An 11492-nucleotide genomic window follows, 5' to 3' on the forward strand; every position below is an offset into this window, starting at 1 on the left:
GCACGCATCCGCAAGTAGCGCGCCCCCACGGCTGACGACGAATTCTTTCCTCGTTCCCGCCGGCAATTTCCGTCACTCCCACGTCTGCGCCTGCCGCCACCCGCGGCGCAGCGACACGTGCTGGGCGCGTGCGCCCGTCCGATTCCGCCATTGACCACCAAGAGGAGACTCCGTTGACACATCCCAGATCCATTCCCTTCGGACTTGCATCGGCCGCCGCGCTCGCGCTGGCATTGACTGCCTGCGGTGGAGGCGACGGCGGCGGCGCGGCCTTGCCGATCCTGCCCGTGGCGCCTGCGCCTGCTGCATCGGCACCGCCGCCCGCGCCGACCGACGAAGTGCCGGCAACGCCCACCGAGCCGGTGGCCGAGGTCGACGACAGCTTCGACGAGTACTACAACGTCTGCCGCGGCACCAACCCCAAGTGCTACAACGACTGGGGCGCCTTCGCCAGCACGCCCGACCGCGTGCTGATCTACTCGCGCACCGCCGGCCCGCGCCATGCCGTGCTCGGCACGCCGATGGCGGCCGGCCTGAACCCGGCGATGAACACCGACAACGTGATGCAGGCAGGCCTCGTGCGCATGCTGTCGGCCGAGGGCATCACGGTCGACTGGACCGAGGACGTGGCCGTGCTGGGCAGCCGCATCAACAACTACAAGGCGATCATCTTCGCGAGCTCGAACCGCGACACCTTGTGGAACGGCGCGGTGAGCACCAGCCAGGACGCCGCGCGCACCGCACTGCGCAACTACATGCGCCGCGGCGGCGGCTTCGTCGGCCTGCACAACGCCTTCGGCGCGGAATACAACTGGCCCTACTACGAAGGCCTGCTGGGCAACGCGAACTTCTACAACCACGGACCGAACCGCGCGGGCGATGTCGAGATCGTCTCGGACGACCCTTCGACGAAGGACGTGCCCAAGCGCTTCTCGTTCCAGGACGAGTGGTACAACCTGATGCCCTTCCCGACGAAGGTGAAGTTCCTGGCCAAGGTCGACACCTCGACGCTGAAGCCGCTCACCTCCGCGCCGCATCCCGGTCACGCCGATTTCCATCCGGTCGCCTGGTGCCAGTACTACGACGGCGGTCGCGCATGGCTCACGACCCTCGGGCACAACGCGCACTCGTTCACCGCCGACCTGTCGGGCGTGGGCGCCATCGAGTTCCAGAAGCTCGTCGTGCAAGGCGTGAAGTCGGCGATGGGGCTGACACCTTTCTGCACCACCGAGTAACGACGACGACCTCCCGGGGCCGGTGCGGCGCCGTGTGCGCGCCACCGGTCGTTTCGAACATCCCTGTTCCAACGTTCACCGAGTAGAGACATCCATGAAGAAAAAATCATTGGTCACGCTGCTGATCTCGTGCGGCGTGCTTGCATCGCCGTTGCTGATCACCGCCTGCGGCGGCTCCAGCGGCGGTGGCGGCACGCCCGTGCTGCCCGTCGTGCCGGCCCCTGCGCCGTCGCCGTCTGCCGGCACACCGCCGCCCGCATCGCCACCGGCCGCCGCCGCGCCCGCGGCCGACCTGTCGGACTGCTGCACCGCCGGCGACAAGGACTTTCCGAAGGTCGGCGGCAACCTGGGCAACCAGAACTATTCGAGCCTGCGCAAGATCAACAAGGGCCTGGTCACGCAACTGGGCGGCGCCTGGGTCAACCAGATCGAAGGCGGCATGACCACCGGCAACAACCAGAGCACCACCGTCGTCGTCGACGGCGTGCTCTACATCGAGTCCGCACTGGGCAACGTGGTCGCGGTGGACGGCAAGACCGGCGTGACGAAGTGGAAGTGGACCACGCCCTACGGCAGCATCACCCGCCGCGGCGTGGCCGTCGCCAAAGACCTGGGCCTGGTGTTCACCGTGGCCACCGGCAATCGCCTCGTGGCGCTGCGCACCGACAGCGGCGCCGTCGAGTGGATCAAGCAGTACCCGACCAGCAGCACCGATCCCGACTACAAGGGCGCGCTGCAGAAGGTCGCGCTGGTCTACCACGACAAGCGCCTGTACCTGGGCACCAACGATGGCAACCGCGGCGCCGCGTTCTCTGCCGACGCACTCACCGGCAAGGTACTGACCACCTTCTGGGGCGTGCCCCGCGCGGGCGAGCTGGGCTACGACACCTGGGGCGGCGCCCCCGACACGGCACGTACCGGCGCCACGCCGTGGATCCATCCCGCGGTCGATCCCGAGCTGGGCCTGGTGTACTGGACCTTCGGCAACGTGCGCGGCGGCTCGTCGCAGGACGGCTCCTCGCGCCCGGGCCAGAACCTGTTCGCCAACTCCATCGTCGCGCTCGACCTGAAGAGCGGCGAATACAAGTGGCACTTCCAGTCGGTGCACCACGACATCTGGGACATGGACAACGTGATGTCGCCCGTGCTCGCCGACGTGAAGATCGACGGCAAGGACCGCAAGGTCGTCATCTACGGCAGCAAGACGGGCATGTACTACATCCTCGATCGCAAGGACGGCAGCGCGCCGCTGGGCATTGACGAAGTGCCCGTGAAGCAGGACGCCCGCCAGGCCAGCTGGCCCACGCAGCCCCTGCCGCGCCAGGGCGCCTGGACCGAGACCTGCATCGTCGACCAGCCGCTGGGCACGGCGATTCCAGGCGACCCCAACCGCGCGGTGCCCAACTACACGAAGGGCTGCCTGTACGACGCGCACTGGGATGTGCCGATCCTGTCCATTCCGGGTCATGGCGGCGGTGCCAACTGGAACCACCAGTCCTTCAGCCAGCGCACGGGCCTGGTCTATACGGGCATGGGCTACGTGTCGGCGGCGCACTCGCTCAGCGAGTCGAGCAACGGCCTGCGTCCGCCGGGCACCTACATGACCGGCGCGGTCGTGGCGGTGGACCCGAGCACCAACCTCGTCAAGTGGAAGAAGCCGCTGCCGTACTCGGTGGCGCACGGCAACGGCATCCTGAGCACGGCCTCCGACCTGCTGTTCATCGGGCAGCCCGACGGCAACCTGCTGGCGCTCGATGCGCAGGACGGCACCGAGCTGTGGCGCTTCCAGACCGGCGCGGCGATCAGCGCGAGCCCGGTCTCCTACGAGATCGATGGCGAGCAGTACATCGCGGTGTTCTCGGGCGGCACCAGCATTCCGTACGGCGACTCGGCCCCGCGCGGCGACCGGCTGTGGGCCTTCAAGGTCGGCGGCGCGGTGACCGCGGCCGCCACGCCGACACCGCCGGTGGTGCGTCGGCCCGTGTCGGGCGCGGCGGTGGAGGGCGCGGCACTGCCGACGCCGAACACCGTGTTCCTGGCGCGCGTGCAAACGGCGGCGAACGAGCCGGGTGCGACCGAATCGACGGCCGTCAACGCCATGACGCCGACCTTCATGCGCGTGCCTGTCAACACCGCCGTGACCTTCACCAACCCCGCAGCCAACGCCAACACCCACTGCGCCACGCAGTTCTTCGAAGGGCGGTTCAATTTCAGGCTGAACCCGGGCCAGTCGCAGACCCACACCTTTGACACGCCGGGCGAATACTTTTACAACGACTGCCATAGCCCGCGCCCGACGGGAAAGATCGTCGTCTATTGATATGTCCTCAACCCCAACCACTGAAGGAGCAATGCGATGAAATGGTGCAAGCCTGAGTTTGAAGAAATGCGTTTCGGTTTCGAAATCACGATGTACATCTCCGCTCGCTGAGCGCGCAGACCCACGGCACCGGCCTTGCGCCGGTGCCGTGTTTTTTTGTTGGGCCCCCATGAAGATTCTGGTGCTGGGTTCGGGAGCGGGCGGTGGCTTCCCTCAATGGAATTGCAATTGCCGCCTGTGCGCCGGCCAGCGAAGCGGGCAGGTGCGGGCCACGCCCCGCACGCAGAGTTCGATCGCCGTGTCGGCCGATGGCGAACGCTGGATTCTGCTGAATGCCTCCCCCGACCTCGGCGCGCAACTGCGCGCCTCGCCGGCCCTGTGGCCGCGCCACGGCCTGCGCCATTCGCCGATCGAGGCGGTGGTGCTGATGGACTCTCAAATCGACCACGTCGCAGGCCTGCTGAGCCTGCGCGAAGGGCAGCGGCTGCAGCTGTACTGCACGCCCGAGGCCCATGACGACCTCAGCGGCAGCCTGCCGCTGCTGCGCACGCTCGACAGCTACTGCGGCGTGACCTGGCACCCGTTGTCGCTCGAGCCCGGCGGCGGTGCCTGGCACGACATCGCCGGGCTGCGGCTGCAGGCCGTGCCGGTGCCGGGCAAGGCGCCGCCGTATTCGCCGCGCCGCCAGACCGAGGCGCGCAGCGAGAACGCCGCGGTGCTCATCGAAGACCCCGCCACCGGCAAGCGCGTGCTCTACGCGCCGGGCCTGGCGCAGGTCGGCGAGGCCGAGCGCCGCAGCCTCGATGCCTGCGACTGCGTGCTCGTCGACGGCACCTTCTGGACCGAGGACGAAATGGTCGCGGCCGGGCTCGGCAAGAAGCACGCGGCCGACATGGGCCACCTGCCGCAATGCGACGGGCCGCACGGCCCCGGCATGCTGAAAGCGCTCGACGCCTGCGCGGCGCGGCGCAAGGTGCTCATCCACATCAACAACAGCAACCCCATCCTGGACGAAGACGGGCCACAGCGCGCGCAGCTCGTGCGCCGCGGCATCGAGGTCGCGTTCGACGGCATGGCCCTGGAGATCTGAACACGTGACCCAAGAGACACAAGGCCCATGGTCCCCGCAGGAGTTCGAAGCGAGGTTGCGCGCCATGGAGTCGCGCTACCACAGCCACCACCCGTTCAATCGCCGGCTCAACGCGGGCGAGCTGCAGCCCTTCCAGGTGCGCGGCTGGGTGGCGAACCGCTTCTACTACCAGTGCCGCATCCCGGTGAAGGACGCTGCCGTTCTGTCCAACTGCGACGACCGCGCCACGCGCCGGCGCTGGGTGGTGCGCATGCTCGACCACGACGGGCACGGCGACCATGAAGGCGCCAACGCGGGCGGCATCGAGATCTGGACCCGCCTGGGCATCGCCACCGGCCTGGCGCGCGAGGTGCTCGAGTCGCACGCGCTCGTCGTGCCCGGCGTGCGCTTCGCGGTCGATGCGTACGTGAACTTCGCGCGCACGGCGCCGTGGCAGGAGGCGGTGATCTCCTCGCTCACCGAGATGTTCGCGCCGCGCATCCACAAAGACCGGCTCGCGGGCTGGCCCACGCACTACCCGTGGATCGACACCTCGGGCCTGGACTACTTTCGCAGCCGCATTCCGCTGGCCGACCGCGACGTCGAGCACGGCCTCGAAGTGGCGATGCAATGGTGCCCCACGCGCGAGCGGCAGCTGCGTGCGCTGCACATCCTGGGCTTCAAGCTCGACATCCTCTGGGCCATGCTCGACGCGATCGAGAAGGCCTACCCCGACGACCTTCCGAAAGACCAGCAGCCATGACCGCATGGACCGACGATGCCCAGCCGGCGCTCACCTCGATCTACCGCATGCAGTGGGAAGAGGCGCAGCAGTGCCACGTGCTGCTGTTCCCCGAGGGCATGATCAAGCTGAACGGGCCGGCGGCCGAGATACTCCAGCGCTGCGACGGCAAGACCTCGGTGGCCGCGCTTGTGGCCGACCTGGAGCGCACCTTCGGCGAGAGCGACCTGCATGCCGACGTGCTCGAATTCCTGGAGCAGGCCCGTGGACGCCACTGGATTCGCTGAGGTGCAACCCCGCGCCGTGGCCAAGCCGCCCCTGTGGCTGCTGGCCGAGCTGACCTACCGCTGTCCACTGCACTGCGCCTTCTGCTCCAACCCGGTCGACTACACGCGCTACCGCGAGGAGCTGGACACGGCCGAATGGATTCGCGTGTTCCGCGAGGCACGTGCGATGGGCGCGGTGCAGCTGGGCTTCTCGGGCGGCGAGCCGCTGCTGCGCGACGACCTGCCGGAGCTGGTCGCGGCGGCGCACGAGCTCGGCTTCTATACCAACCTGATCACCTCGGGCGTGGGTCTCACGCCGCAGCGCGCCGAGACGTTGAAGCGCGCGGGGCTGGACCACATCCAGCTGTCGTTCCAGGATTCGAGCCGCGAGCTCAACGACTTCCTCAGCTCCACGAAGACCTTCGACCTCAAGCAGCGCGTGGCCCGCACCATCAAGGACCTCGGCTACCCGATGGTGCTGAACTGCGTGATGCACCGCTACAACCTGCCGCACGTGGGCCGGATCATCGAGATGGCCGAGGCGATGGAAGCCGACTTTCTCGAACTCGCGAACGTGCAGTACTACGGCTGGGCCTGGCGCAACCGCGAGATGTTGATGCCCTCGCGCGACATGCTGGCCACGGCCGAAGCGGTGGTAGAAACCCACCGCCCGCGCCTGGACGGCCGCATGAAGATCCTCTGGGTGGTGCCCGACTACGCAGAAGGCAAGCCCAAGCCCTGCATGGCGGGGTGGGGCAGCGTGTTCCTCGTGGTCGCACCCGACGGCGTGGCGCTGCCGTGCCACAGCGCGCGCATGCTGCCCGGGCTCGACTTTCCCAATGTGCGCGAGCACAGCATCCGCAGCATCTGGCAGGAGAGCCCGGCCTTCGGCGCCTACCGTGGCACGGGCTGGATGAGCAGCACCTGCCAGAGCTGCGACGACAAGGAGAAGGACCATGGCGGCTGTCGCTGCCAGGCCTTCCTGCTGACCGGCGACGCGGCGGCCACGGACCCGGTGTGTCCGAAGAGTCCGCGGCATGAGGAGGTGGAGGCGATGGTCAAGGCGGCGGGTGATCCGCGCGACCATGGCACGCCGATCCGCTTCGTGCCGGGCGCGCGGCGTGCGGGCGACCTCGTCTTTCGCACCGACGCGAACGCGCTGAGCTGAGAACACGCGCCAATGACGATCACCCATCGCCTGCCTCTGGACGGCGGGCATGTGATGCACGTCGAGGAGCACGGCAATCCGGCGGGCCTGCCCGTGGTGGTGCTGCATGGCGGGCCAGGCTCGGGCAGCTCGCCGCTGTTGCGCCGGGACTTTGATCCGGCGCATTACCGCATCGTCTGCCCCGACCAGCGCGGCTCGGGCCTCAGCACCCCCACAGGATCGATTGAGCACAACACGCTCGCCGATCTGCTGGCCGATCTGCGTCTGCTGCGCGCGCACCTGCGCATCGATCGATGGCTGGTGGTGGGCGGCTCGTGGGGCGCCACGCTGGCGCTGATGCATGCGCTCGACGCACCGGAGGCCGTCGCGGGCCTGCTGTTGCGCAACGTGTTCCTCGCGCGTCCGGGCGACATCCACGCGCTCTTCGCCGGGGCCCTGCAGCACGATGGCCCCGCATGGCGCGCACTGTGGGACGAGGCCAGCCGCAGGCAATGCCCGGTGACGGTGCCGATCGCCGAAGTCTTCGCGCACGGCACCTGGGCGCGGCAGTGCGAGCTGACGCGCCACTGGTTCGATTGGGAACAGCGTCTCGCCACCGGCGGCGCCGCGTCGCCGATCGACGAAGCAATGCTGCCGCGGCTCGTGGCGCGCTACCGCGTGCAGAGCGACTACCTGCGGCACGGCTGCTGGCTCGATGCGCCCTCGTTGTTGCAGCGCTGCGCCGCGTTGCCTGCCGTGCCCACGTTGATCGTGCATGGCACGCAGGACGCGCTGTGTCCGCCCGAGGGCGCGCAGGCACTGGCGCAGGTGTTGGGTGCGCCGCTGCAGTGGGCGCAGGGCGCAGGCCACGACCCGACGCACCCCGCCATTGCCGCGGCCATGCAGCAGGCCTTGCGCGACTACGCGGCCACGCAGGCCTTCGGTGTCAGCGCAGCCGCTCCTTGAGCGGATCGCCGATCAATGTCACCTTGCCGTCCCTGCGGTGCGACCACAGGCGGTCGTTGCCATGGCCGTCGTCGGCCACGAAGAGCACGGCGTCGCCCAGCGTGCGAAAGCCCAGCGGCATGGCGTGACGTTCGCCGGCGGCGAGGTCGGCCACGGCGCGCGTGCCGGCCGGCGTTCCGTCGCTGGTCCACGGCTCGACGCCCCGGCCACCGCCGCCGTTCGCCGCGAACCACAGGCGCGCGCCGATGACGGCGAAGCGCGCTGGCGAGCCATTCTCCGCGCCCGGTGCGATGTCCTTCACGCGCACCGTGCCCGCCGCCGTGCCGTCGCTGCGCCATAGCTCCGCGCCCGACACGCCGTCGGTCGCGGCGAAGTAGAGCTTGCCGCCCATCACGGCGATCGCGCTCGACATGGAGCCGCTCGGGCCGGGGCGGATGTCCTTCACCAGCACTGTGCCCTTCGCGGTGCCGTCAGTCTTCCACAGCTCGATGCCGTGCACGCCGTCGTCGGCCGAGAAGTACAGCGTGCGGCCCAGCACTGCCAGGTGCGTCGGCCGCGAGGGTGCGGCGCCCGGGCGCAGGTTCTTCACCAGCTGCGTGCCGTGTGCGGTGCCGTCGCTCTTCCACAGTTCGGCGCCGTGTTCGCCGTCGTGCGCGGTGAAGTAGAGGTCGTTGCCCACGGCCGTGAGGTTCTGGATGCCCGCGTCCTCGAGGCCCGGGCGGATGTCCTTCACGAGGCGCGTGTGCTCGGGCGTGCCGTCGGTCACCCAGAGTTCGTGGCCGTGCGTGCGCGTGGTCGCCGTGAAGAACAGGCGCGGGCCGGCCACGGTGAGCTGGCGGGTGAGGGCGCGCGGCCCGGCGTCGACGGCGGACACGCGCGTGGTGCCCTTCGCATCGCCCGTGGTCTTCCACACCTGGAAGCCGGACTGGCCGTCGTCGGCCACGAAGTAGAGCGCGTCGCGGAACACGGTCAGCTCGTTGGGCATCGCGCCTTCCTCGCCGGGGCGCAGGTCGATCACCTGCGTCGTGCCGGCGGCGGTGCCGTCGGTGCGCCAGAGCTCGAGCCCGCTCGCGCCGTCGGTGGCCGTGGTGTAGACGTGGCCCTTGAACGCGACCTGACCGGCAGGGAACGACCCCCGGAAGCCCGGCCGGATGTCTTTCAACAGGGTGGTGCCGGCGTTGCTGCCGTCGGTGACCCACAGCTCCTGGCCCGTCGTGACATGGAAGGCGCTGAAGACCATCTTGCCGCTGCCCAGCGGCGCGAGGCCGGAGGGCGCGATGAAGGCCAGCCGCTGGCGCTGCTCGGGCAGCACTTCGCGTTCGGGGTCTTGTGCAGCGGCGGGCAGGGCGGTGAGCAGGGCGAGTGCGGTGAGGAAAACGGCGCGCATCGGCTCAGCCCCCGAACCACCGCGCCGGCACGATCACCAGCTGCGGAAACGCCACCATCACGAACAGGATCGCGAACTCGGCCAGCATGAACGGCACCACGCCGCGCGTGACGTCGTCCATCGAGATCTTGCCGACGCCGGCCACCACGTTGAGCACCGTGCCCACCGGCGGCGTGACGAGACCGATCGAGTTGTTGATGATGAACAGCACGCCGAAGTACACGGGATCGATGCCGGCCGCCTTCACCACGGGCATGAGCACCGGCGTGAGGATGAGGATGGTGGGCGTCATGTCCATCGCCGTACCCACCACCATCACGAGCACCATGATCGCGATCATGAGCAGCATCTGGTTGCCCATGAACGGCTGCAGCATGCCCACGATCTTGGAGGGCAGGTCGGCCACCGTGATGAGCCAGGCGCTCACCATCGCCGCGGCGATCAGGAACATCACGATGGCGCTGGTCTTGGCCGCGCTCACGAAGATGGCGTACAGGTCCTTCCAGGTGATCTCGCGGTACACCACCGTCGACACGAAGAGCGCATACACGGCGGCCACCACCGCGGCCTCGGTGGGCGTGAACACGCCCATGCGCAGGCCCACGAGGATGATCACCGGCAGCATCAGCGCCCACAGCGCGTTGCGGAAGGCGGCGGCAATCTCGGCCGACGACTTGCGCGGCGGTGGCACGATCTTTTCGCGCCGCACCAGCCAGGCCCAGGTGATCCACAGCGCGCCGCCGATCAGCAGCCCCGGCACGATCGCCGCGAGAAACAGCTTGGAGATCGACACGTTGGCCGCCACGCCGAAGATCACCAGGCCGATGCTCGGCGGGATCACGGGGCCGATCACGCCGGTGGCCGCAATGAGGCCGGCCGCGCGCGGCTTGTCGTGGCCCGCGCGCACCATCATCGGCAGCAGCAGCGCGGTGAGCGCGGCGGCGTCGGCCACGGCCGAACCCGAGAGCGCCGACAGCAGGCAGCCGGCCATGATGGTCACGTAGCCCAGGCCGCCCTTCACATGGCCGACCAGCGCGAGCGCGAAGTCGACGATGCGCTTGGACAGCCCGCCCACGTTCATGATCTCGCCCGCGAGCATGAAGAAGGGCACGGCCAGCAGCGGAAAGCTGTCGGCGCCGCCGATCACGTTCTGCGTGAGGATCTGCGCGTCGAACAGGTCGAGGTGCCACATCAGCGCCACGCCGCTGGCCAGCAGCGAGAAGGCGATGGGAATGCCCATCGCCATGGCGAGCAGCAGCGAGCCGACGAAAACAGCGATGGTCATGGCCGTGCCCCCGGTTCCTTGGCGTCTTGCGAACCCAGGATCTGCTGCAGCTGCACCGCTTCTTCCGACTCCTGCACCATCACCAGTTCATGGTCGGCGATGCGGCCCGTGAGCAGGCGCAGCAGGTCGAGCGCCAGGATGAGCCCGGCCAGCACCGAGAACACGATGCCCGCGGCGTAGACGATGGCCATCGACGCGCCGGTGACGGGCGCCGTCACGTCCCAGTTGATGCGCGCCTGCGCGATGCTGCCCTGCAGCAGCAGCCAGACGATGTAGAGCATGACTGCATGGCCGACGGCCAGGCAGATCTTCTTGCCGATGGGGGGCAGCTTCTGCACCACCATGTCCACACCCAGGTGGCCGTGCTCCTTCAGTGCCACCACGGCGCCCAGGAAGGTCATCCAGATGAAGAGCCAGCGCGAGATTTCCTCGGACACCGTGATGCCCGAGTTGAAGCCGTAGCGCAGCACCACGTTGCCGAACACGAGCACGACCATGACCGCGAGCGCGGCCGCGATCAGCGCCTCGATGCCGGTGCAGCACCGGTCGAGCCAGCGGGTCATGCGGAGGCCTGTGCTTGCGCCTGCGCCTGGCGCTGCATGTCGACCAGCGCGCGCAACGCGGCCAGGTACGACAGCGGGCCCAGGCCCTGGACCGTGCCCTTCACCGCCGGCGAAATGATCGAATGCGCACGCCATGCTTCGCGCGCGGCGATGTTGGACATGTGGACCTCGATGGTCGGGAACGGCATGGCCTTGATCGCGTCGTGCAGCGGCACGCCGTGCTGCGTGAGGCCGGCCGGGTTCACCAGCGCGCCCTGCGCATCGTCGATGTGGGTGTGCAGGAAGTCGATCAGGTCGCCTTCGTGGTTCGACTGGATGGTGTCCAGCGTCACGCCGAGTTCGCCGGCGAGGGCCTGCAGCTGCGCGTTGATCTCGGCGAGCGTGGTCTTGCCGTAGATGTGCGGTTCGCGGCGACCGAACAGGTTGAGGTTGGGGCCGTGGAGAACGAGGATCTTCATGGGGAGCTTCGGTGAGGGACGGGCTGGCTTGCTGACTTACTTGCGGATGCGCAG

General features: G+C 68.8%; 12 protein-coding genes. 8 read left to right on the plus strand and 4 right to left on the minus strand.

Annotated features, from left to right (window positions below; all coding sequences use genetic code 11):
- Nucleotides 1-173: 173 nt before the first annotated feature.
- The 8 genes from AC07O4_RS31370 (at nucleotide 174) to AC07O4_RS31405 (ending at nucleotide 7745) form a co-directional block, all read left to right on the plus strand.
- Nucleotides 174-1235, plus strand: a complete 1062-nt coding sequence (locus AC07O4_RS31370) for a ThuA domain-containing protein (protein WP_495306609.1) — start codon at nucleotides 174-176, stop codon at nucleotides 1233-1235.
- Between the two features lie 94 nt (nucleotides 1236-1329).
- The gene (locus AC07O4_RS31375) at nucleotides 1330-3555 is read left to right on the plus strand and encodes an outer membrane protein assembly factor BamB family protein (RefSeq protein ID WP_495306610.1); all 2226 of its coding nucleotides are present in this window, start codon (nucleotides 1330-1332) and stop codon (nucleotides 3553-3555) included.
- A gap of 36 nt (nucleotides 3556-3591) precedes the next feature.
- Nucleotides 3592-3666, plus strand: coding sequence for a pyrroloquinoline quinone precursor peptide PqqA (gene pqqA, locus AC07O4_RS31380; protein WP_013539171.1), 75 nt, complete (start codon nucleotides 3592-3594; stop codon nucleotides 3664-3666).
- A 58-nt stretch (nucleotides 3667-3724) separates the two neighbouring features.
- Nucleotides 3725-4645 carry a pyrroloquinoline quinone biosynthesis protein PqqB gene (gene pqqB / locus AC07O4_RS31385; protein ID WP_495306611.1) on the plus strand — a complete coding sequence of 307 codons (921 nt, stop codon included), beginning with the start codon at nucleotides 3725-3727 and terminating at the stop codon, nucleotides 4643-4645.
- A gap of 4 nt (nucleotides 4646-4649) precedes the next feature.
- Nucleotides 4650-5387: a pyrroloquinoline-quinone synthase PqqC gene (gene pqqC / locus AC07O4_RS31390; protein ID WP_495306612.1), complete on the plus strand. Its 738-nt coding sequence runs from the start codon at nucleotides 4650-4652 to the stop codon at nucleotides 5385-5387.
- Nucleotides 5384-5653, plus strand: coding sequence for a pyrroloquinoline quinone biosynthesis peptide chaperone PqqD (pqqD, locus tag AC07O4_RS31395; RefSeq protein ID WP_062481654.1), 270 nt, complete (start codon nucleotides 5384-5386; stop codon nucleotides 5651-5653). The genes pqqC and pqqD overlap by 4 nt, the downstream gene beginning before the upstream one ends.
- Nucleotides 5598-6800, plus strand: a complete 1203-nt coding sequence (gene pqqE, locus AC07O4_RS31400; protein ID WP_495306613.1) for a pyrroloquinoline quinone biosynthesis protein PqqE — start codon at nucleotides 5598-5600, stop codon at nucleotides 6798-6800. Before pqqD ends, pqqE begins: the two co-directional genes overlap by 56 nt.
- Before the next feature lie 12 nt (nucleotides 6801-6812).
- A complete protein-coding gene (locus tag AC07O4_RS31405) occupies nucleotides 6813-7745 on the plus strand; it encodes an alpha/beta fold hydrolase (RefSeq protein ID WP_495306614.1) in 933 nt (310 codons plus the stop codon).
- On the opposite strand, the gene AC07O4_RS31410 is transcribed toward AC07O4_RS31405, so the two are convergent.
- The 4 genes from AC07O4_RS31410 to AC07O4_RS31425 are packed head-to-tail and all read right to left on the minus strand — an operon-like array spanning nucleotide 7726 to nucleotide 11438.
- On the minus strand, nucleotides 7726-9132 hold the full coding sequence (locus tag AC07O4_RS31410) for an ELWxxDGT repeat protein (RefSeq protein ID WP_495306615.1): 1407 nt from the start codon (nucleotides 9130-9132) through the stop codon (nucleotides 7726-7728). The genes AC07O4_RS31405 and AC07O4_RS31410 overlap by 20 nt on opposite strands.
- Nucleotides 9133-9136: 4 nt before the next feature.
- Entirely contained in the window at nucleotides 9137-10417 is a 1281-nt protein-coding gene (locus AC07O4_RS31415; protein WP_062476564.1) for a TRAP transporter large permease, read from the minus strand.
- The gene (locus tag AC07O4_RS31420) at nucleotides 10414-10980 is read right to left on the minus strand and encodes a TRAP transporter small permease (protein ID WP_062476567.1); all 567 of its coding nucleotides are present in this window, start codon (nucleotides 10978-10980) and stop codon (nucleotides 10414-10416) included. The genes AC07O4_RS31415 and AC07O4_RS31420 overlap by 4 nt, the downstream gene beginning before the upstream one ends.
- Nucleotides 10977-11438: a type II 3-dehydroquinate dehydratase gene (locus AC07O4_RS31425; protein ID WP_062476570.1), complete on the minus strand. Its 462-nt coding sequence runs from the start codon at nucleotides 11436-11438 to the stop codon at nucleotides 10977-10979. Before AC07O4_RS31425 ends, AC07O4_RS31420 begins: the two co-directional genes overlap by 4 nt.
- Nucleotides 11439-11492 lie beyond the last annotated feature (54 nt).

The sequence above is a fragment of the Variovorax sp. GW821-FHT09D04 genome, from assembly GCF_059416405.1.